At 44.1% G+C, this 20,246-nt stretch carries 31 protein-coding genes; 27 read left to right on the forward strand and 4 right to left on the reverse strand.

Annotated features, from left to right (window positions below; all coding sequences use genetic code 11):
* Positions 1 to 4: 4 nt before the first annotated feature.
* From rpsC to rplQ, 22 genes are all read left to right on the forward strand, one after another.
* Entirely contained in the window at positions 5 to 658 is a 654-nt protein-coding gene (rpsC, locus tag V7R88_RS03965; protein ID WP_003638066.1) for a 30S ribosomal protein S3, read from the forward strand.
* 2 nt (positions 659 to 660) lie between these two features.
* Complete coding sequence (gene rplP, locus V7R88_RS03970) at positions 661 to 1,095, forward strand: 50S ribosomal protein L16 (RefSeq protein WP_003641256.1); 435 nt, start codon at positions 661 to 663, stop codon at positions 1,093 to 1,095.
* Entirely contained in the window at positions 1,085 to 1,279 is a 195-nt protein-coding gene (gene rpmC / locus V7R88_RS03975) for a 50S ribosomal protein L29 (RefSeq protein WP_003638068.1), read from the forward strand. The genes rplP and rpmC overlap by 11 nt, the downstream gene beginning before the upstream one ends.
* 22 nt (positions 1,280 to 1,301) lie before the next feature.
* The gene (gene rpsQ / locus V7R88_RS03980; protein WP_050338976.1) at positions 1,302 to 1,571 is read left to right on the forward strand and encodes a 30S ribosomal protein S17; all 270 of its coding nucleotides are present in this window, start codon (positions 1,302 to 1,304) and stop codon (positions 1,569 to 1,571) included.
* Between the two features lie 42 nt (positions 1,572 to 1,613).
* On the forward strand, positions 1,614 to 1,982 hold the full coding sequence (gene rplN, locus V7R88_RS03985; RefSeq protein ID WP_003641257.1) for a 50S ribosomal protein L14: 369 nt from the start codon (positions 1,614 to 1,616) through the stop codon (positions 1,980 to 1,982).
* A gap of 33 nt (positions 1,983 to 2,015) precedes the next feature.
* Complete coding sequence (gene rplX / locus V7R88_RS03990) at positions 2,016 to 2,327, forward strand: 50S ribosomal protein L24 (RefSeq protein ID WP_003641258.1); 312 nt, start codon at positions 2,016 to 2,018, stop codon at positions 2,325 to 2,327.
* Positions 2,328 to 2,355: 28 nt separating this feature from the next.
* A complete protein-coding gene (gene rplE / locus V7R88_RS03995) occupies positions 2,356 to 2,898 on the forward strand; it encodes a 50S ribosomal protein L5 (protein ID WP_054399403.1) in 543 nt (180 codons plus the stop codon).
* Positions 2,899 to 2,918: 20 nt separating this feature from the next.
* Entirely contained in the window at positions 2,919 to 3,104 is a 186-nt protein-coding gene (locus V7R88_RS04000) for a type Z 30S ribosomal protein S14 (RefSeq protein ID WP_003638073.1), read from the forward strand.
* Positions 3,105 to 3,137: 33 nt separating this feature from the next.
* Positions 3,138 to 3,533, forward strand: a complete 396-nt coding sequence (rpsH, locus tag V7R88_RS04005; protein WP_003638074.1) for a 30S ribosomal protein S8 — start codon at positions 3,138 to 3,140, stop codon at positions 3,531 to 3,533.
* A gap of 29 nt (positions 3,534 to 3,562) precedes the next feature.
* A complete protein-coding gene (rplF, locus tag V7R88_RS04010) occupies positions 3,563 to 4,099 on the forward strand; it encodes a 50S ribosomal protein L6 (RefSeq protein WP_003641259.1) in 537 nt (178 codons plus the stop codon).
* 34 nt (positions 4,100 to 4,133) lie between these two features.
* Positions 4,134 to 4,499 (forward strand): 50S ribosomal protein L18, encoded by a 366-nt coding sequence (gene rplR / locus V7R88_RS04015; RefSeq protein ID WP_003641260.1) that lies wholly within the window; start codon positions 4,134 to 4,136, stop codon positions 4,497 to 4,499.
* Between the two features lie 20 nt (positions 4,500 to 4,519).
* Positions 4,520 to 5,020 carry a 30S ribosomal protein S5 gene (gene rpsE / locus V7R88_RS04020; RefSeq protein ID WP_003638077.1) on the forward strand — a complete coding sequence of 167 codons (501 nt, stop codon included), beginning with the start codon at positions 4,520 to 4,522 and terminating at the stop codon, positions 5,018 to 5,020.
* A 14-nt stretch (positions 5,021 to 5,034) separates the two neighbouring features.
* The gene (rpmD, locus tag V7R88_RS04025) at positions 5,035 to 5,217 is read left to right on the forward strand and encodes a 50S ribosomal protein L30 (RefSeq protein WP_003641261.1); all 183 of its coding nucleotides are present in this window, start codon (positions 5,035 to 5,037) and stop codon (positions 5,215 to 5,217) included.
* Between the two features lie 31 nt (positions 5,218 to 5,248).
* The gene (gene rplO / locus V7R88_RS04030) at positions 5,249 to 5,680 is read left to right on the forward strand and encodes a 50S ribosomal protein L15 (RefSeq protein ID WP_003638079.1); all 432 of its coding nucleotides are present in this window, start codon (positions 5,249 to 5,251) and stop codon (positions 5,678 to 5,680) included.
* 1 nt (position 5,681) lies between these two features.
* Complete coding sequence (secY, locus tag V7R88_RS04035; protein WP_060599154.1) at positions 5,682 to 6,977, forward strand: preprotein translocase subunit SecY; 1,296 nt, start codon at positions 5,682 to 5,684, stop codon at positions 6,975 to 6,977.
* Between the two features lie 63 nt (positions 6,978 to 7,040).
* Complete coding sequence (locus tag V7R88_RS04040; RefSeq protein WP_285209304.1) at positions 7,041 to 7,691, forward strand: adenylate kinase; 651 nt, start codon at positions 7,041 to 7,043, stop codon at positions 7,689 to 7,691.
* Positions 7,692 to 7,865: 174 nt separating this feature from the next.
* A complete protein-coding gene (gene infA, locus V7R88_RS04045; RefSeq protein ID WP_003638082.1) occupies positions 7,866 to 8,084 on the forward strand; it encodes a translation initiation factor IF-1 in 219 nt (72 codons plus the stop codon).
* A gap of 36 nt (positions 8,085 to 8,120) precedes the next feature.
* Complete coding sequence (rpmJ, locus tag V7R88_RS04050) at positions 8,121 to 8,240, forward strand: 50S ribosomal protein L36 (RefSeq protein WP_003638083.1); 120 nt, start codon at positions 8,121 to 8,123, stop codon at positions 8,238 to 8,240.
* A 27-nt stretch (positions 8,241 to 8,267) separates the two neighbouring features.
* Positions 8,268 to 8,633, forward strand: coding sequence for a 30S ribosomal protein S13 (rpsM, locus tag V7R88_RS04055; RefSeq protein WP_003641265.1), 366 nt, complete (start codon positions 8,268 to 8,270; stop codon positions 8,631 to 8,633).
* Between the two features lie 24 nt (positions 8,634 to 8,657).
* Entirely contained in the window at positions 8,658 to 9,047 is a 390-nt protein-coding gene (gene rpsK, locus V7R88_RS04060; protein ID WP_003641266.1) for a 30S ribosomal protein S11, read from the forward strand.
* 86 nt (positions 9,048 to 9,133) lie between these two features.
* Positions 9,134 to 10,078 carry a DNA-directed RNA polymerase subunit alpha gene (locus V7R88_RS04065; protein ID WP_003641267.1) on the forward strand — a complete coding sequence of 315 codons (945 nt, stop codon included), beginning with the start codon at positions 9,134 to 9,136 and terminating at the stop codon, positions 10,076 to 10,078.
* A gap of 21 nt (positions 10,079 to 10,099) precedes the next feature.
* Positions 10,100 to 10,483: a 50S ribosomal protein L17 gene (rplQ, locus tag V7R88_RS04070; protein WP_003638087.1), complete on the forward strand. Its 384-nt coding sequence runs from the start codon at positions 10,100 to 10,102 to the stop codon at positions 10,481 to 10,483.
* A gap of 403 nt (positions 10,484 to 10,886) precedes the next feature.
* On the opposite strand, the gene V7R88_RS04075 is transcribed toward rplQ, so the two are convergent.
* The 4 genes from V7R88_RS04075 to V7R88_RS04090 form a co-directional block, all read right to left on the reverse strand.
* Complete coding sequence (locus V7R88_RS04075; RefSeq protein WP_003641269.1) at positions 10,887 to 11,879, reverse strand: polyprenyl synthetase family protein; 993 nt, start codon at positions 11,877 to 11,879, stop codon at positions 10,887 to 10,889.
* A 5-nt stretch (positions 11,880 to 11,884) separates the two neighbouring features.
* Positions 11,885 to 12,454: a Gx transporter family protein gene (locus tag V7R88_RS04080; protein WP_003641270.1), complete on the reverse strand. Its 570-nt coding sequence runs from the start codon at positions 12,452 to 12,454 to the stop codon at positions 11,885 to 11,887.
* A gap of 3 nt (positions 12,455 to 12,457) precedes the next feature.
* Entirely contained in the window at positions 12,458 to 12,949 is a 492-nt protein-coding gene (locus V7R88_RS04085) for a NusG domain II-containing protein (protein WP_060599151.1), read from the reverse strand.
* Between the two features lie 94 nt (positions 12,950 to 13,043).
* Positions 13,044 to 14,954: an NAD(P)/FAD-dependent oxidoreductase gene (locus V7R88_RS04090; RefSeq protein ID WP_003641272.1), complete on the reverse strand. Its 1,911-nt coding sequence runs from the start codon at positions 14,952 to 14,954 to the stop codon at positions 13,044 to 13,046.
* A gap of 282 nt (positions 14,955 to 15,236) precedes the next feature.
* On the opposite strand from V7R88_RS04090, the gene pplA reads away from it, so the two are divergent.
* The 5 genes from pplA to V7R88_RS04115 all read left to right on the forward strand — a co-directional run bounded on the left by pplA (position 15,237) and on the right by V7R88_RS04115 (position 20,206).
* A complete protein-coding gene (pplA, locus tag V7R88_RS04095) occupies positions 15,237 to 16,163 on the forward strand; it encodes an extracellular electron transfer flavoprotein PplA (protein WP_057717885.1) in 927 nt (308 codons plus the stop codon).
* A gap of 349 nt (positions 16,164 to 16,512) precedes the next feature.
* Positions 16,513 to 17,625, forward strand: coding sequence for an FAD:protein FMN transferase (locus V7R88_RS04100; RefSeq protein WP_057717886.1), 1,113 nt, complete (start codon positions 16,513 to 16,515; stop codon positions 17,623 to 17,625).
* An 85-nt stretch (positions 17,626 to 17,710) separates the two neighbouring features.
* Positions 17,711 to 18,553, forward strand: a complete 843-nt coding sequence (locus V7R88_RS04105) for an energy-coupling factor ABC transporter ATP-binding protein (protein WP_027822229.1) — start codon at positions 17,711 to 17,713, stop codon at positions 18,551 to 18,553.
* Positions 18,529 to 19,416, forward strand: coding sequence for an energy-coupling factor ABC transporter ATP-binding protein (locus V7R88_RS04110; RefSeq protein WP_015379998.1), 888 nt, complete (start codon positions 18,529 to 18,531; stop codon positions 19,414 to 19,416). Before V7R88_RS04105 ends, V7R88_RS04110 begins: the two co-directional genes overlap by 25 nt.
* A complete protein-coding gene (locus tag V7R88_RS04115; protein ID WP_044430043.1) occupies positions 19,406 to 20,206 on the forward strand; it encodes an energy-coupling factor transporter transmembrane component T family protein in 801 nt (266 codons plus the stop codon). The genes V7R88_RS04110 and V7R88_RS04115 overlap by 11 nt, the downstream gene beginning before the upstream one ends.
* Positions 20,207 to 20,246 lie beyond the last annotated feature (40 nt).

Consider the following 20,246-nt stretch of genomic DNA (forward strand, 5'->3'; position numbering starts at 1 on the left):
ACGCGTGGGTCAAAAAGTAAATCCAACCGGATTACGTGTAGGAATCATTCGCGACTGGGAAGCAAAATGGTACGCTGAAAAAGATTTTGCTGCCTACTTGAACGAAGATTTACGCATCCGTAAGTATATCGAACAACGACTTGCCGACGCTTCCGTCTCCACCGTTGAAATCGAACGCGCCGCAAACCGCGTAAACATTTCAATCCATACCGCAAAACCAGGGATGGTTATTGGTAAGGGTGGTTCTGAAGTTGAAGCTCTTCGTAAAGAATTAAACAATTTAACTGGTAAGCGAGTACACATCAACATCATCGAAATCAAGAAGCCTGATTTAGATGCTAAATTAGTTGGTGAAAGTATTGCGCGTCAATTGGAAGGCCGGGTTGCTTTCCGTCGTGCAATGCGTGGTGCTATGCAACGTACAATGCGTTCCGGTGCTAAGGGTATTAAGACACAAGTTGCTGGCCGTTTAAACGGTGCCGACATGTCTCGTGTTGAAGCATACTCAGATGGTACGGTTCCATTGCATACGCTTCGTGCTGACATCGACTATTCATGGGTCGAAGCACGGACGACTTACGGTAAATTAGGTGTTAAGACCTGGATTTACCGTGGCGAAATCTTGCCAGAAAAGAAATCTGCTAAAGGAGGAAACTAAACATGCTGGTACCTAAACGGGTTAAGTATCGTCGTGTTCACCGTGGTAAAATGCGCGGTGAAGCTAAAGGCGGTAAAACAGTTGCTTTTGGTGATTACGGTTTACAAACCCTCGAATCACACTGGATCAGCAACCGGCAGATTGAAGCTGCCCGTGTTGCTATGAACCGTTACATGAAGCGTGGCGGTAAGGTATGGATTAAGATTTTCCCTCACAAGTCCTACACTGAAAAAGGTGTTGGTGTCCGGATGGGTAATGGGAAAGGTACTCCTGCAGGTTGGGTAGCACCAGTTAAACGTAACAAGATTATGTTTGAAGTTGCTGGTGTTCCTGAAGAAGTTGCACGCGAAGCTTTACGCTTGGCTGGAACTAAATTACCTGTTAAAACTAAGATTGTTAAGCGTGAGGAAGTAGGTGGCGAATCAGATGAAGGCTAAGGAAATTAAAGCATTGTCCACTACTGAAATGCTCGAAAAAGAAAAGTCTTACAAAGACGAACTTTTCAACTTGCGTTTTCAATTGGCCACTGGTCAGCTTGAAAACACCGCTCGTTTAAAACAAGTTCGTAAGAACATTGCGCGTATTAAAACTGCGTTGCGTGAACAAGAGTTAAACAAGTAGAGTATAAAGGAGGCAATCACGAATGAGTGAAGATACTCGTAACAGCCGTAAGGTTATCCAAGGACGCGTTGTTTCTGACAAGATGGACAAGACCATTGTTGTTATTGTCGAAACTTATAAGAACCATCCGGTATACGGCAAACGTGTTCGTTATTCAAAGAAATTCAAGGCTCATGATGAAAAGAATGAAGCCAAAATTGGCGATATCGTCAAGATCATGGAAACTCGTCCTCTATCAGCTACTAAGCGTTTCCGCTTAATTGAAGTTGTTCAAAAAGCTGTTATTATCTAGATTATTAGCTGAATAAAATTACATGAAGGGAGGACACTTACTGTGATCCAACAAGAAAGTCGTTTAAAAGTTGCTGACAACTCCGGTGCCCGTGAAATCCTTACTATTAAGGTATTAGGTGGCTCTGGTCGTAAAACTGCTAACATTGGTGATGTCATTGTTGCTACGGTTAAACAAGCAACACCCGGTGGTGTTGTCAAAGCTCATGATGTCGTTAAAGCTGTGATCGTCCGGACTAAGTCTGGTGTTCACCGTGCTGACGGTTCATACATCAAGTTTGATGAAAATGCTGCAGTTATTATTCGTGATGACAAGACTCCACAAGGTACTCGTATCTTTGGACCTGTCGCTCGTGAATTACGTGATAAGGACTTCATGCGTATTGTTTCATTAGCGCCAGAAGTACTCTAGTCACACACCGTAAATAAGGAGGTGCGCAACCTAATGTTGATTAAAACTGGTGATAAAGTTCGAGTAATCAGCGGTAAGGATCGTGGTCAAGAAGGTACTGTTAAAAAGGTTATCTCTGCCAAGAACCGGATCGTTGTTGAAGGTGTTAACAAGATCAAGAAACACCAAAAACCAACGAACGTTAACCCACAAGGCGGTATCGTGGACATCGAAGCACCAATCGATGCTTCTAACGTTATGTACCTTGACCCATCAACCAACGAACCTACACGTTTAGGTGTTCGTCGTGAAGATGGCAAGCGTGTCCGTTACGCTAAAAAGTCTGGTAAAGACTTAGAAAACTAAGACTGACTGAAAGGAGGAAGCAAGTTTCATGGAAAACCGTTTAAAAGCTCAATATGAAAAAGAAATCGTTCCAGCATTAGTTGACAAGTTCAATTACACTTCAGTAATGCAAGTGCCTAAGCTGGCTAAGATCGTTTTGAACATGGGTGTTGGTGATGCAGTTACCAACGCTAAAAACTTAGACGAAGCAGTTGAAGAATTAACTTTGATCGCCGGTCAAAAACCATTGGTTACCCGGGCAAAGAAATCTATCGCTGGTTTCCGTCTTCGTGAAGGTATGGCAATTGGTGCCAAGGTTGACTTACGTGGCGAACGTATGTATGACTTCTTGGACAAGTTGATCAATGTTTCATTACCACGTGTTCGTGACTTCCATGGTGTAAGTACTCGTTCATTTGATGGTCGCGGTAACTACACATTGGGTGTCCGTGAACAATTGATCTTCCCAGAAATCAACTATGATAATGTTAACCGTGTTCGCGGTTTAGACATTGTAATCGTTACGACAGCTGATAGTGATGAAGAATCACGTGAGTTGTTAACTCAATTTGGCATGCCATTTGCTAAATAACCGAAGGGGGTTAATCGAAGTTGGCTAAAAAATCACAAATTGCTAAACAAAAGCGCGGTGCTAAGTTTAACGTACAAAACTACACCCGTTGTGAACGTTGTGGTCGTCCACATTCAGTTTACCGTAAATTCCACTTGTGCCGTATCTGCTTACGCGACCTGGCCCACAAAGGTCAAATCCCTGGTATGAAAAAGGCCAGCTGGTAAAAACAAACCCAAGTTAAAGGAGGTTAAACTTTCATGATGACTGATCCAATCGCAGATTTCTTGACTCGTATCCGTAACGCTAATATGGTACGCCACGATTCACTAGAAGTTCCTGCATCAAAAATCAAACGCAACATTGCTGAAATTTTAAAGAATGAAGGTTTTGTTCGCGACGTTGAATACATCGATGATGACAAACAGGGCATCATCCGCGTCTTCTTGAAGTATGGTAAGGACAACGAACGTGTAATCAGTGGCTTGAAGCGTATTTCAAAGCCAGGTTTACGTTCATACGTCAAGGCTGATGCTGTTCCTAAGGTTTTAAACGGTTTAGGGATTGCTATCATCTCAACTTCAGAAGGTGTCATTACTGATAAAGAAGCTCGCGCCAAGAAGCTTGGCGGCGAAGTATTAGCTTACGTTTGGTAATCATTAATTAAGACGGGAGGTGCAAGTAAGTGAGTCGTATTGGTTATAAAGTAATTGAACTACCTGCTGGGGTAGAAGTATCACAAGCTGGTGAAGTCGTTACGGTTAAGGGTCCTAAGGGTACTTTAACGCGGAACATCGCCAGTGATATTACGATGACGGTTGAAGGCAACGAAGTTAAATTCACTCGTCCATCTGATGACTACAAGATGAAGGCATTACACGGTACTACCCGTGCAAATGTTAACAACATGGTTGAAGGGGTTACTAAAGGCTTTACTAAGAACCTTCAATTGGTCGGTGTTGGTTACCGTGCCCAATTGCAAGGCAAGAAGTTAGTATTAAGCGTTGGTTACTCACACCCTGTTGAATTCGCAACGCCTGAAAACTTGACTGTTGAAGTTCCTGATAACACGCATATCAATATTTCTGGTATTGGTAAGCAAGCTGTTGGTGACTTTGCTGCCGAAGTTCGGGCCGTTCGTTCACCTGAACCTTACAAAGGTAAAGGGATTCGTTACGTCGATGAATATGTTCGTCGTAAGGAAGGTAAGACTGGTAAATAATGCAGCGTAAAGCTGTCCATACTAATATATAGAGGTGACTATTGTGATTTCCAAACCAGATAAAAACAAAACACGTCAACGTCGTCACGCACGTGTTCGCGGTAAGATTTCTGGGACTGCTGAGCGCCCACGCTTAAATGTTTATCGTTCAAACAAAAACATCTACGCTCAAGTTATTGATGATGTAGAGGGTGTAACGCTCGCAAGTGCCTCAACTTTAGATAGCGAAGTTAAAGGTAACAACAAGACTGAAAAGGCTGCATCTGTCGGTGAAGTTGTTGCTAAGCGCGCTGCTGAAAAGAAAATCGTTGACGTCGTTTTCGATCGTGGCGGTTACTTATATCATGGTCGGGTTCAAGCTTTGGCTGAAGCCGCTCGTGAAAACGGACTTAAATTCTAACAAAGGAGGAATAATACCATATGACTTTCATTGATCCATCAAAATTAGATCTTGACGATAATGTTGTTGCCATTAACCGGATTACCAAAGTTGTTAAAGGTGGTCGTCGCCTACGTTTTGCTGCATTAGTAATCGTTGGGGACCACAAGGGACACGTTGGTTTCGGTACTGGTAAGGCTCAAGAAGTTCCAGAAGCAATTCGGAAAGCTTCCGAAGCTGCTAAAAAGAACTTGATCACTGTACCAATGGTTGGTACCACCATTCCTCATGAAGCACTTGGTGTTTACGGTGGTGGCCGCATCATGCTTAAGCCAGCCGTTGAAGGTTCTGGTGTTGCCGCTGGTGGCGCCGTTCGTGCCGTCATGGAATTAGCCGGTGTGGATGATGTTACTAGTAAACGATTAGGCTCAAACACCCCCGTTAACGTTGTTCGTGCAACGTTCGAAGGCTTAAAGAGCTTAAAGACTGCTGAACAAGTCGCTGCTTTACGTGGCGTTTCAGCCGAACATTTAGCTGAATAGGGAGGACAAACAACATGGCTCAATTAAAGATCACTTTAGTACGCAGTGCTGCTCACCGTCTTCCTAAGCAACGTAAAATCGTTAAGGAATTAGGTTTGGGTCGGATTAATAGTTCCGTTGTTAAACCTGATGACGCAGCAACTCGCGGTCAAATTTTCCACATCGCACACTTAGTCGATGTCGAAATCATCAAGTAATTCAAATTTTCAAAGAGGAGGTGCCTACTAAATGAAGTTACATGAATTAACACCTAGTGAAGGTTCACGTTTTTCACGTCGTCGAATTGGTCGTGGTGACTCAAGTGGCCAAGGTAAGACTTCTGGTCGTGGCCAAAAAGGTCAAAAGGCGCGTGGTAAAGTTCGTGTCGGTTTCGAAGGTGGCCAAATGCCATTGTACCGTCGGATTCCTAAGCGTGGATTTACTAACATTAACCGTAAAGAATATGCGGTTGTTAACCTTGACGGCTTAAACCGTTTTGATGATGGTGCCGAAGTTACACCAGAATCATTAAAGGAAGCTGGCTTAGTTAAGAAGAGTTCTGCTGTTAAAGTTCTTGGTAATGGTAAACTCAACAAAAAGTTAACAGTTAAGGCAAGCAAGTTCTCTGCAACGGCGGTTGCAGCCATTGAAGCTGCTGGCGGTAAAACTGAGGTGATCTAATTTGCTGACTACCATGAAGAACGCTCTCAGAGTTAAGGATATTCGGAATAAACTTCTGTTCACGTTGGGCGTTTTGATTGTATTTCGTCTTGGCTCTTATATCACAGTTCCTGGAGTTAATGCACAGGCACTTCAGTCGGTGGCATCTTCAGGGCTGATAAGTATGTTGAATACATTCAGTGGTGGCGGTTTAACAAATTATTCCATCCTTGCTATGGGGGTATCCCCTTACATTACTGCACAAATCATCGTTCAATTGTTACAAATGGACATTGTTCCTAAGTTTGTTGAATGGGGCAAACAAGGTGAAGTTGGTCGACGCAAGCTTAATCAAGCGACCCGTTGGTTAACGATCGTCTTGGCCTTTGTTCAGTCGATTGGGATTACGGCTGGTTTTAACTCTTTGAGTCAACTCAAGCTCGTTAACAATCCAAGTATTTCGACTTACCTGACCATTGGGGTGATCCTCACTGGTGGGGCAATGTTGACGACTTGGATGGGTGATATGATTACGGATCGAGGAATCGGTAATGGGGTTTCCATTATTATCTTCGCCGGGATCATTGCCCGTATGCCAACATCGATTTATCAAATTTATCAAGAACAGTTCGTTAATGTTTCACAGAGCGACTGGTGGAAGAGTGGCTTGTTTGTTGTTGGGTTAGCCTTGCTTGTGCTGATCATCGTTATGTTTGTAACGTGGGTCGAACAAGCTAATGACCGAATTCCAATTCAATACACTCGTCGTGCAGCTGGTGCACCTGACAGTAGTTACCTACCATTAAAGGTGAACGTTGCCGGGGTTATTCCTGTTATTTTCGCGAGTTCCTTCATTGCAACGCCCCAAACGATTTTGCTAGGATTCCAATCCAGTCATGGTGACGAAACCTGGTATACCGTTTTGAGTAATATCTTCAATATGCAGTCGACGACTGGTGCTATTCTTTACACCATTCTGATCGTGCTCTTCACGTTCTTCTATGCGTTTGTTCAGGTCAATCCTGAAAAGCTCTCTAAGAACTTACAAAAGCAAGGCAGCTATATTCCTGGTGTTTGGCCAGGTAAGGATACTCAAGATTGGGTTTCAAAATTGTTAATGCGACTAAGTACGGTCGGTGCCCTCTACCTTGGGTTGATTTCCTTGATTCCATTATTAGCTTCTGATATTTGGGGTCTCGATGAATCAATCGGTTTAGGTGGGACGAGTTTACTAATCGTTGTTGGGGTTGCCCTTGAAACAATTCGTCAAATTAAAGGATTGATGATGAAACGTGACTATGTCGGTTTCATTCGTTAATCAGCGAATGTGTTGGGGAGACTCAACACATTTGTGCATTCAGGAGGAAAAAACATGTCAACAATGAACCTGATTTTAATGGGATTACCGGGTGCCGGTAAGGGTACTCAAGCACAGAAGATTCTTGAAGATTTTGATATTCCACATATCTCGACCGGAGATATCTTCCGTGCAGCCATTAAGAACGAAACGAAGATGGGCTTGGAAGCCAAGAAGTATATTGATGCAGGTAACTTAGTACCAGACGAAGTCACTAACGGCATCGTCCGTGATCGGTTAGCTGAAGCGGATACTAAAAATGGTTTCCTATTAGATGGTTACCCACGTAACATCGATCAAGCTCATGCTTTGAAACAAATCGGTGAAGAACTCAATAAGCCACTTGATGGGGTCATCAACATTCATGTTGAACCCGCAGTACTTGTTGAACGACTTTCCGGTCGGTTTATCTGCCGGACTTGTGGCGCAACTTATCATAAGTTGTACAACAAGCCTAAGGTAGAAGGAACCTGTGATGTGTGTGGCGGTCATGATTTCTATCAACGTGATGATGACAAGCCTGCAACCGTTAAGAATCGGTTAGACGTGAACGTTAAGTTGAACACGCCGTTAATTGATTATTACGGTCAAGAAAAGTTACTCTACAATGTCGACGGTGATCGCGACATTGATGATGTCTACAAAGATATCAAGAATATTCTTGATAACCTGTAAACCAGGTTCCTTCAGCATCGACGTTTGCTTTTCAAGGGTCGTTGTGATAAAATTATTCAGGTTTAGCCGTTGACTGATTTAATATTTTCTTAATGTTATGATTAGACAATGACTGGTTCAGTAATGGACCAAATACGTGGTAGCACGGAATCTGATAATAAGGAGGGACAATACTTGGCAAAGGAAGACGTCATCGAAATTCAAGGGACCATTAAAGAAACGTTGCCGAACGCAATGTTTAAGGTTGAACTTGAAAACGGCGCTGAAATCTTGGCACACGTATCAGGTAAGATCCGGATGCACTACATTCGAATTCTGCCTGGTGACAAGGTTACAGTTGAAATGTCACCTTATGATTTAACTAAGGGCCGGATTACCTACCGTTTCAAGTAGGCTCGGTCTACGTACCTTATAGGAGGTAAAAAACTCATGAAAGTAAGACCATCTGTAAAGCCAATGTGCGAACACTGCAAAGTTATTCGTCGTAAAGGCCGCGTGATGATTATCTGCTCTGCTAATCCAAAGCATAAGCAACGCCAAGGTAAATAATTTAATTAAGTTGGAGGTGAAATATTAATGGCTCGTATTGAAGGGATTGACTTACCACGTGACAAGCGTATTGTCATTGGTTTGACTTATATCTACGGTATCGGTAACACTTCTGCACAGAAGATCCTTGCTGAAGCCGGTGTTTCAGAAGACGTTCGTGTACGTGATTTAACTCCTGACCAGGAAGACAAAATCCGTGCCGTTGTCGATGGTTACAAAACTGAAGGTGACTTACGTCGTGAAGTCAGCTTAAACATCAAGTTATTGCAAGAAATCGGTTCATACCGTGGCATGCGTCATCGTCGTGGTTTACCAGTTCGTGGTCAACACACGAAGAACAATGCTCGTACTCGTAAGGGTAAAAAGGTCAGCATCGCTGGACGTAAAAAATAATAATAAAGGAGGTTTTCGAATTTTATGGCAACTAGAAAGACAACCCGTCGTCGTCGGGTAAAGAAGAACATTGAATCTGGTGTGGCTCACATCCATTCAACGTTCAACAACACACTTGTTATGATCACTGATATGCAAGGGAACGCCATTGCATGGTCATCAGCTGGTTCATTAGGTTTCAAAGGTAGTCGTAAGTCAACACCTTTTGCTGCTCAAATGGCTGCAGAAGCTGCTGCTAAGGCTTCAATGGAACATGGCATGAAGACTGTTGAAGTCGCTGTTAAGGGTCCTGGTTCAGGTCGTGAAGCCGCTATCCGTGCTTTACAAGCTACTGGTTTGGAAGTTAGCGCAATTCGCGATGTTACGCCAGTGCCTCACAATGGTTCTCGTCCTCCAAAGCGTCGTCGTGTTTAATCTGTGACGTTCATTTTGAGGGCAAACTTCATTTTGTACGCACAACTACTAAACACCACGCGTTTTGAAAGGGGTAAAAGATAAGAATGATTGAATTTGAAAAACCTAACATTCATAAAATTGATGAAAACGACAACTATGGTAAGTTTGTTGTAGAACCGCTTGAACGCGGTTATGGTACAACTTTAGGGAATTCACTTCGTCGGATTCTTCTTTCTTCTTTACCTGGCGCTGCTGTTACTAGTATTCAAATTGATGGTGTTCTTCATGAATTTTCAACGATCGAGGGCGTAACGGAAGACGTTACGGCAATCATCTTGAACGTTAAGAAGATTGCACTTAAGTTGGAATCAGACGAAACCAAGACGTTGGAAATCGACGTTAAGGGTCCTGCTAACGTTACTGCCGGTGACATTATTGGCGATGCGGACGTAGAAGTCTTGAATCCAGACTTACCAATTTGTACCGTAGCAGACGGGGCACACTTCCATATGCGTATGACCGCAAATACTGGTCGTGGTTATGTTTCCGCTGAGGATAACAAACATCGTGAAGATGACATGCCAATTGGCGTTTTAGCTGTTGATTCATTGTATTCTCCAATCGAACGTGTCAACTACCAAGTTGAAAACACGCGGGTTGGTCAACGTGATGATTTCGATAAGTTAACCTTAGACGTTTGGACAAATGGTTCAATCACTCCAAGTGAAGCCATTAGTCTATCAGCCAAAATCCTGACTGATCACCTTTCAATCTTCGTAAATCTCACTGATGAAGCTAAAAACACTGATGTGATGGTCGAGAAGGAAGAAACGCATAAGGAAAAGATGTTAGAAATGACGATTGAAGAGTTAGATCTCTCCGTCCGTTCATACAATTGCTTGAAGCGTGCTGGTATCAACACGGTCCAAGAATTAACTAACAAAACTGAAGCTGATATGATGAAGGTTCGCAACCTTGGACGCAAGTCACTCGAGGAAGTTAAGGCTAAATTAGCTGACCTTGGGTTATCATTACGCAAAGAAGACTAATACAAGGGAGGATATCCGTTCATGAGTTACCGTAAATTACAACGTACAAGTTCACAACGTCGTGCCTTATTACGCGATTTGACAACGTCATTGATCGTTAACGGCAAGATCGAAACGACCGAAGCCCGTGCTAAGGAAGTTCGTTCAACTGCTGACAAAATGATCTCTTTGGCCAAGAAGGGTGATTTAAGCGCCCGTCGGAAGGCTGCCACATTCATGCGTGACGTCGTTGCCGATGTTAAAGAAGATGGCGACAACGTGGCTGTACAAACTGCATTGCAAAAGCTATTTAGTGACTTAGGTCCTCAATATGCTGACCGCAATGGTGGTTACACACGAATTTACAAGACTATGCCTCGTCGTGGCGACGGTGCACAAATGGTTGTCTTGGAACTCGTTGACTAGTTAAGATTGTTTTACGGATCACTGGGACTGATGATTGACGGGCGTTATGATGGTGGCTACTAGCAAAATAGTAGCTAAGTCTAGTTCGGAAGTTATTTATGGTTAGACATAGATGGCATATCGCAGTTCTAAGTGATTTTTTTTGGTGCTAGTTACGAGCGACCGCTGATTTAGGGATTGATTCCCTAAATCAGCGGTTTTTTGTTGGAATGGATAGGTGTTTTTAATACTCGTGATGACAACGGTTTGTTATTTGCAGATTATGACCTGTTGAATCTGGAAAGTGGACATAGTGGTCTCAGGTACTGACTGTGAAGATGAAGCACATAGGCGTTTAGCTGTGTCTGGGCGACAAAAAAGGTATCAAACAGGATGTTTGATACCTTAGTCGATTGATTACTAGCTAATTATGCCGGTCCAACAGCCGTTTGGTTAGACTAATCAGATCCGTCTTCGCAGGCTGGTCTGGAAGTTTACGCATGATTGCCAGCGCGTCTTGAGTGTACTTGGTAGCGAGTTCTTGGGCTTGCACCACACCGCCGGCATTGATGACAAGTCGTTGTACTTCCTGGCGCTGAGTGTCCGAAATTGCCCCCTGTAGTCGCATCAGCGGCAATAAATCGTGCTTAGCTTCTGTCTGTAAGGCAAAAATCAACGGCGAGGTGTAGACACCTTCAGCAACGTCTTCGAGGATGGGTTTGCCCGTTTCCTGACTGACTTCTTGATAGTCTAAAATATCGTCAAGAATTTGGAAGGCCATCCCAATTGCGAGACCTGCTTTACGAGCGCGCTGGGCGAAATGACTACTTTGACCAGATTCATAAGCACCTAGAAAACAACTCAGTGCGAATAACTCGGCGGTCTTACCTTGAATTTGTTGCAAGTATTCTGCCATGGTAATGTCAAGGTGGTAGTGGCGGTCCTTTTGTTGGACCTCGCCCACTAGAATCTTTTCCATGTTCTCAGAGTTCATCTGGATGCTTTTGAAACTGCTTGAATAGTGCGCTAGAATCTTGAATACCACAACGAATAGGTAGTCGCCCGCATACACAGCAGTATCTTTACCAAAACGTTCTTGAATCGTGACATGGTGCCGACGTAGTGCAGCATCGTCAACAATGTCATCATGGATCAGCGTAGCGGTATGGAGCGTTTCTAATGACGCCGCTAAGGCCACCATCCGTTGCCGATCAGTTGTTGTAAATTGTGAGAATAGGAGGCAGTATGCCGGGCGTAAGAGCTTACCACCACCATGAATCATTTCTAAAATCGCGTCATTGATGTCGGCATCTTGAATATTGATGTTTGCCGTCATCAGCTGCATCACTTGTTGCAGCTCCGGTTGTAGTGCCGGGTAATCACGCCAAATTGGGTGTAATTGTGTTGCCGATTGCATAAGGGTTACTCCTTTGTTTGATCTGGATGGTGTTCTCGATTGAATTTGAGATAGCGTAAGATCGTGACGTGGGTGAACAAGTAGTTGGCGGCGATTCCGAGAGCACTTCCCGCTGCTAGTCCAATAATCGAAAGCACTGGCAAGTAGAGCATGACCGTCCACGTCTGTGCAATAAGACTCGCGACCAATAGCTGACCAACATTATGCATGACGCCGCCAGTTGCTGAAATCCCAATAATACTAACGCGTTTAGGCCCTAATTGTTTGACCAACAGCATGGCAAACAGGCTGAGAAAGGCGCCCCCAAAACTATACAGAAAGGTTGATAAAGTGCCACCTAGGAGGGCCGTTAAAATCAAACGGAGCCAGGTTAGGGTTATCACGTCAGTTAATGATAATGTATAGATTGCAACAATGGTAATCAGATTGGCTAAACCAAGCTTGGCACCTGGGGCAAAGGCAAACGGGAATGGAATCATCCGTTCAAGGATGCCGATGATCACGCCTTGTGCAACCAGTAACGCGATATAAATATTACGATGAGTTTTGTTTGATCGTTCAAATGAATTATTCATATTCTACTCCGTAACTAAACCATTACCGCCAGATTTGACTTGACCGTTGCTGGCCTTAATTTCAACCAAGAGTTTGTGGGGCAAACAAACAATCGTTTGACCAGGTTTATGAATCCAGCCTCGGCGGACACATACTTGGTCAGAACAGTTGGCTTTCGTAATCGCAACGCGCTTAGGTTTAAATGTGATCGTGTTGTAGTGCCCATGGCTATCGCGATAGGTGAAGTGCTTAGTCGTTTTCAGATTCGTAATATTGACACGCTTCAAGACGGTCCCATTATGTGAGACCACGGCGTTATACGTGGTTTCACTGCTCGTGGCCTTTCGCTTAGCCACTAGTGCCGCATGTTCAGCTTGTTGTTTTTGTTGGTATGAAAAAATCGCTAGTGGGGTGAACGATAAAATAATTAGCGCAACAATAATAATAATATCAAACGGCTTGATCATATCCCCATAACGTTTGAATGTCCGGATCATTGTCCGTAATTTACGCATCGTTAACCCTCCAATTCAATGAAATAAAAAATGGTTCAAGGGGGAAAAACAACCCTTGAACCATCGGGAAAGGATTTAATTAATTATAACGCATCTAGCGGGTTTTAACACCGTCGTAATGAGAACGAACGTTGCCGTACCACCAGTGTCCAAGGTGTTTTTGCATCCACGGAACGACCCAGTAGTCTAACCCAAATGTCCGTCCGGAACCGTTCATTAAGGCAAGGGCAACAAAGATCATCCAAATATTGACCCAGTAGAACATGCCAGATAAGCAGAAGACGACAACTAAGCCAATGGTGACTGCGTTAGCAAACCAAGTAAAGAGTCCGAAGAAAATACATAATGCAATGACGATTTCAACACAAGTCATGAATTTCTGGAAGAAGAGGGCCATTTGCATGTTAGGAATGAATACCTTGGTAATTGATTCGAACCAATGTGGCATTTTGTCAAAGACCATCAGGGGTTCTTTACCGTACATGTATGAAAGACTGAAGACACCCTTAGCGGCTTTAGCGGTTGACGTGGCAGCTTCAGAAGCACCACTGGTTGCAGCGGCTTTAGTTGCTTGAGACGCACCACTAGTTGCGGCCACGGTGATCCATTCGAATGGTAACCGTAACTTGTCGGTGAACCAGGATTCAGATCCCTGAACTTTAGTCCAGCAGTCCCATAACCACATAGCACCATAGAAGAACCGCAGTGGCACACTCCAGAGTACGTTACCAGCCCGTGAGACCCAACCGCGGAAGACGTTACGGTTATTACGAGTCCGGAAGAATTCGTGCATGAAGTACTGGAATAGGTAGTAACCTGAGAAAATCTGAACGTAGTACATCCAGTTGATGGCGTGTTTTAAAAGCACGGCAATAAAACCAGAGACGTTCCACTTCTCTAAAACTTGTGCAACGGCATATTTGGAACCAATTGAGTCGACGGATGCTTGATAAGCGCCCTTAAATGGTTTGATCGTAACGTCAGTCTGGTCAACGTTCTTAATAATACCTTCGACGGCCTTAGCTGCAGTTTCTTCAGCCCCTTGAACGATTTGTGGGACTGGCCGTGGTTGGTCAGGTTCTTGGTAGCTGGTTGAATCACCGGCTAAGAAGATATTGTTACAATCCTTAGCTTGCATGAATTCATTGGCCATCAAGCGACCACCGCGGGGGTTAGTTTCAATGCCAAACTTTTTAACGATACTATTAGCACGAACACCGGCTGTCCAGATTAACGTGTAGGTTGGAATTGGATCCTTGCCTTTTAAGTTAACATGGTCTTCACAGACTTCGGTAATCATGGAGTTCGTCATGATTTTGACACCATGTTTTTCCATGTACTTAGCGGCCTTACCGGCTTGCGTCCGGTTGAGCATGTTAATAATAGTCGGCGCTGCTTCGACCAATTGGAGCGTGATTTCACTTGGATCGAGCTTGTTGTCTCGAGCCAAAACATCACGATATTCGATTAATTCACCAATCAGTTCAGAACCAGTAAAACCAGAACCACAGACTGTAAAGGTCAACATGGCTTTGCGCTTAGCAGGGTCGAGCTCCGCCGCCCCCCGCCGAATAATTGCAGATAAGTGAGCGCGCAATGCCATCGCTTGTTCGAAGGACCACAATTCGAAGCCGTGTTCCTTAACACCGGGAGTCCCAAAGTCATTGGATTCCCCACCCAAACTAATTAAAAGTTGATCATATTGATAACTTCCGTGTTCGGTAGTAACTGTTTGTGCCTTTTTGTCGATGCCCGTCACGGTATCGGTCACGAGACGAACGTTTTTTCGCCGTGCGAACAACCGTTGCAAATCATATTGGATATGCTCAGGTTCCACCCGTTCGGTAGCAACTTCATGTAATTCAGTCATATACGTGAAGTATGAATGCCGGTCAATCAACGTAATCTCGACGTCTGCATTTTTTTTGAAATGCTTAGACAGTTTCTTAGTTGCGTAAACACCAGCAAACCCCGCACCGACAACGACAATATTTTTCTTTGCCATTGCGTAACAACTCCCTTGAATAATAGTGTAAAAAGATAATTCCACTAATAATTATAACGATAATGTAAGCGGTTGTCTATGGATTATGGGAAAGAATGCATAAACTATCACATTATCTAAGCCGCGAAAATAGTGGCATCGGAGTTTGAACGGAAAACGTTGTCAATACCGCTATTATTAGGCTAAAATATCATTTTTTTAATGGAATGGGATTGACTATTACCAGTTTAAACGTTAAGATTAATGTGAATTTTCATACAAAAAGGTTAGGAGTGGGATATCATGAAATTCAAATCAGTTATTACGGGTGCTTCAGTTGTTGCAATTTCAGCTTTAGCTTTAGCAGGTTGTGGCAGTAGTTCTTCAAGTTCTAGCTCGAGTTCATCCAAGAAGAGTTCATCTTCAAGCTCATCAGCTAAGACAACTAAGGTTGCTAAATTAACCGCTGGCAGCAAAATGAAAGCGGGTACTTATAACCTTGAAGAACAAAATTATTCACATGGTTATCGGACTAAGATGAGTATCACAGTTAATAATAACGGTAAAATCACGAAGTCCAGTTATGACCAAGTGAACAAGAATGGCAAGTCAAAGACCGATGATACTTCATATAACAAGCAAATGAAGAAGATCGCCGGGACTAATCCGAAGACTTACATGCCTAAGTTAAACAAGACTTTGACCGGTTCTGCTGCTACTGGTAACGTAGGCTCCATTGACGTTGTGACTGGTGCGACTGAATCATCAAAGACCTTCCAAAACTACACACAACAATTAGTTCAAGCTGCCCAAGCGGGTAACAAGTCGACCATTAAGATTGACAATGGTGCCAAGATGAAAGATGGTACCTACAAGTTGAACGAAAAGAACTACTCACACGGTTACAAAGTTACTTTCGCAATCACGGTCAAGGATAATAAGATTACGAAGTCTGAATATAACCAAGTGAACAAGAATGGCAAGTCCAAAGTTGACGATGCAGCTTACAACAAGCAAATGAAGAAGGTTGCTAAGACTAACCCTAAGACTTATCAACCAGCTTTGAACAAGTCATTAGTTAAGAGTAGTGATCCAACTAAGGTTGACGTTGTCACGGGTGCCACTGAATCTTCTAACACCTTTATTATGTACGCGGAACAATTACAAAACGCGGCACAAAAGGGTGACACCAACACGATTACTGTTGACAACATGATTTTCTCTGAATAAGCAATTTAATCATTAGATTCTTTTGAGGCCTGAGGCGCATGCTGAGGGCCTTTTGTTTTTAACTGAACAACCAGACAGTTTGAAATTTAGTTTAGATAGTCTCAGCCGGTGTGATCTTGAGCAAGCTCATTTCTCACAAGGATAGGTGAGTTAAAGAAAGGCATAATGGCAGTGAATGCTAAGTGTGAAATTGCCATAGTTGGTCACTTGGTCACCGTGTGGGACGGTTTTTGGCAAGTACAGGTGGTGGCTGGCAATGAAAAGCTGGCTGGCATGCAAACAGGCTCACCGGATGAATCAAGACTTTGGTATAATGACAATTGAAATTAAAAATAGGGGAAGTATTGGAATGAAGCTAAAAAAATGGGTTCGAATTGGATTAATTGTTGCAATGATCGTGCCATTGACGGCGTGTGGGACGAGTACGAGTCGCAAAAATGCTGCTAGTAGCCGACCCAAACCAACTAAGGTCGTCAAGACGCCAATCGAGGATACCCAGTTCATGATGGGCACAGTTGTCACATTGCGGATTTATAATAAGGGTAAGGATAACGTGTTAGCTGGGGCGTTTAAGCTGTTGAAAGCGGAAGCTGAGGAAATTACGGTCAATCAAAAAGGATCTGAAATTGATAAGATCAACGCCGCTGCCGGTAAAAAGCCAGTGGCTGTCAGCAAGGATATCTACCCAATGATCAAAGCAGCTTACTATTATAGTAAGAATTCAGACGAATCCTTTGATTTAGCCATTGGTCCGATCACATCACTCTGGCATATTGGATTTTCCGATGCGAAGGTGCCCACTCAGCAAGAAATTGACAAGAACGTTAAGCTGGTAGACTACAAGAAAGTTAAGTTAAATGACAAGAAACGCACCGTTTATCTGGAAGAAAAGGGCATGCAATTAGATCTCGGTGGGATTGCCAAGGGTTACATGACCGATCAAGTGAAGACGTACTTATTAAATCATGGGGTTTCAACGGCCATTATTGACCTCGGTGGTAATATTTATGTTCTGGGTGACAGCCCTAAAGGAACGAAGTCAGGTAACTGGACAGTCGGTATCCAAGATCCAAAAGCGTCACGGGGTACGGCCATTGGCTCACTACCTGCTAAGAATAAGTCAATCGTTACTTCTGGGATCTATGAACGCTATTTGAAGAAGAATGGTAAAGTTTACAGTCATTTGATGGACCCACAAACAGGGGCCCCTTATCAAAACAATTTGATGGGCGTTTCCATCATCTCGAAGAAGTCGGTGGATGGCGATGCACTATCGACGGCCACCTTTGACAAAGGCCTCAAAGGCGGGATGAAGTACATTAATGGTAAAGCGGATCAAGGTATTGGGGCCATTTTTATTACCAAGGATAAAAAAGTATACGTCTCCAATAACTTGAAGAAGCAGTTCACGCTGTTTGGCGATGCTGGTTACAAATACGGGCCAGCCACTGATTTAAAGTAAGATTGGACGTGAAGTTCAGTTACTACAAGTTCCGTCAGATATGTTATGATAATAACCATGAATTTTAAGGAAATGAGGGACAATGGTGAGTCCGATTATTGACGTTAAACATTTAGATTATCGTTACCCGCAACAAGCTACGGATCAGTTAACGTTACACGATATTTCATTTACGGTCATGCCGGGTGAATGGGTCGCCATTGTCGGCCATAACGGTTCTGGTAAGTCGACTTTGGCCAAGAATTTAAACGGACTGTTAGCACCAGCGGCCGGAACGATTACGGTTGATGGTCAAGTATTATCTGAAGAAACCGTTTGGGACATTCGGCGCAAAATTGGGATGGTTTTCCAAAACCCAGATAACCAATTCGTTGGGGCAACCGTTGCTGATGATGTTGCGTTTAGCCTTGAAAACCAGGGCGTGCCGCGTTCCGAGATGCTAACGCGGGTACAAGCGGCCCTAGAACAAGTCAACATGCAGGATTTTGCGACACGTGAACCGGCACGTTTGTCAGGTGGTCAAAAACAACGGGTGGCGCTGGCTGGTATGATAGCGGCGCGGCCTCAGATTTTGATTCTGGACGAAGCGACGTCGATGTTGGATCCCCGTGGTCGTCAGGAAGTATTGACGACGATTCGCGACATGAAGGCTAATTCAGCGTTAACGGTCTTGTCAATTACGCATGATATTGACGAAGCGGCCAGCGCTAATCGGGTCTTAGTGATCAATGACGGTGAGGTTAAGGAAGAGGGGACCCCAGCGGAAATTTTTCAGCATGGAGAAGCCTTAATTAAGATGGGATTGGACATGCCATATGCTGAGCGCTTAAAAGCAGCGCTAAAGCGGCAGGGTGTTCAAGTGCCCACACAATATTTAACAGAGAAAGGAATGGCGGACTGGTTATGGCAATTACGTTCAAACAAGTAGATTTTACTTACCAACCGGGTACGCCGTTCGAAACTAAGGCGTTAACTGATATTAACGTCACCATTCCCACCGGCTCTTATACGGCTTTGATTGGTCATACGGGGAGTGGTAAGTCTACACTTTTACAGCATTTGAACGCCTTACTCAAACCGACTAGTGGAACGGTCACGATTGGTGAACGGGTCATTACGCCAACGACGAGTAATAAGGACTTGAAGCGATTGCGGCAACACGTGGGCATCGTCTTTCAGTTTCCAGAAAGTCAGTTGTTTGAAGAAACGGTGGCCAAAGACATTGCGTTCGGGCCCCAGAACTTTGGGGCTAGCGAAGCGGATGCTTTGAAAACTGCGGCTGAAATGTTGGCTTTAGTTGGGTTAGACGAGTCGTTACTGACGCGGTCACCGTTTGACCTCTCTGGTGGACAGATGCGGCGAGTGGCCATTGCGGGGGTCCTTGCGATGCAGCCGCAAGTCCTAGTCTTGGATGAACCGACTGCCGGATTGGACCCTCAGGGCCGTTTAGATATGATGGAGATGTTTGCCCGTTTGCGTCATGAACGTGATTTGACCGTGGTACTAGTGACCCATCAGATGGATGATGTCGCCAATTACGCGGATAATGTAATCGTGATGGATCGTGGACAAATCGTCAAAACGGGGACGCCTCGTGAGATCTTCAAAGATCCTGCGTGGCTGACTGCCCATCAACTGGGCTTACCGAAAACAACGGCCTTTGCACATACACTCCAAAAGCAAGGCTGGCAATTTGATGAGTGGCCGTTGACCGAGGACGAATTAGCAGCAGCCATCGTCCAACAGTTGCCACCGAACGCGATGGGGGAGGTGGCCGCTCATGATGAATAAATTGATCTTTGGTCGCTACATTCCAGGAGACTCCGTGGTTCACCATATGGACCCCCGGGCGAAACTGTTATTGAGTTTTTATTTTATTGGGATTATTTTTATTGCCAATAACTGGGCGACCTATGCCTTGCTATTTGCCTTTACATTGGCCGCTATTTACCTATCCGGTGTGAAATGGTCGTTCTTCATCAACGGCGTCAAACCGCTGATTTGGTTGATCTTATTCACCGTCATCCTGCAAGTGTTGTTTAGTGCAAGTGGCGGGCACGTTTACTTTCAATGGGGCATCATTACAATCAGCCAACTTGGATTGATCAACGGAGTCTATATTTTTTGCCGGTTCGTGTTGATTATTTTTATGTCAACGCTGTTAACTTTAACAACGCCGCCACTAGAATTGTCGGATGCCATTGAATATATCTTGATGCCGCTCAAAGCGGTCCGTTTTCCAGTCTATGAAGTGGCACTGATGTTGTCGATTGCCTTACGCTTTGTGCCAACGTTGATGGACGAAACGGAAAAAATTATGAATGCACAACGGGCCCGGGGGGTCGACTTTGGTGAAGGCAATATCTTTCAACAAATGCGTGCCGTAGTCCCGTTACTGATTCCGCTGTTTGTCAGCTCATTCAACCGGGCTGAGGATTTAGCAACGGCAATGGAAGCACGTGGCTATCAAGGCGGCGAGGGTCGCAGTAAGTACCGAATTCTTAAGTGGCACCAACGTGATACGTGGGCTACCGGATGCTTTGCGATCTTGACCGTTGCATTGATTTTCTTGCGTGCATAAATGAAGACTGATTAACGTGGGCGTCGCACTGATGGCGACC

This window comes from Lactiplantibacillus argentoratensis (assembly GCF_037290055.1).
GTDB lineage: Bacteria > Bacillota > Bacilli > Lactobacillales > Lactobacillaceae > Lactiplantibacillus > Lactiplantibacillus plantarum.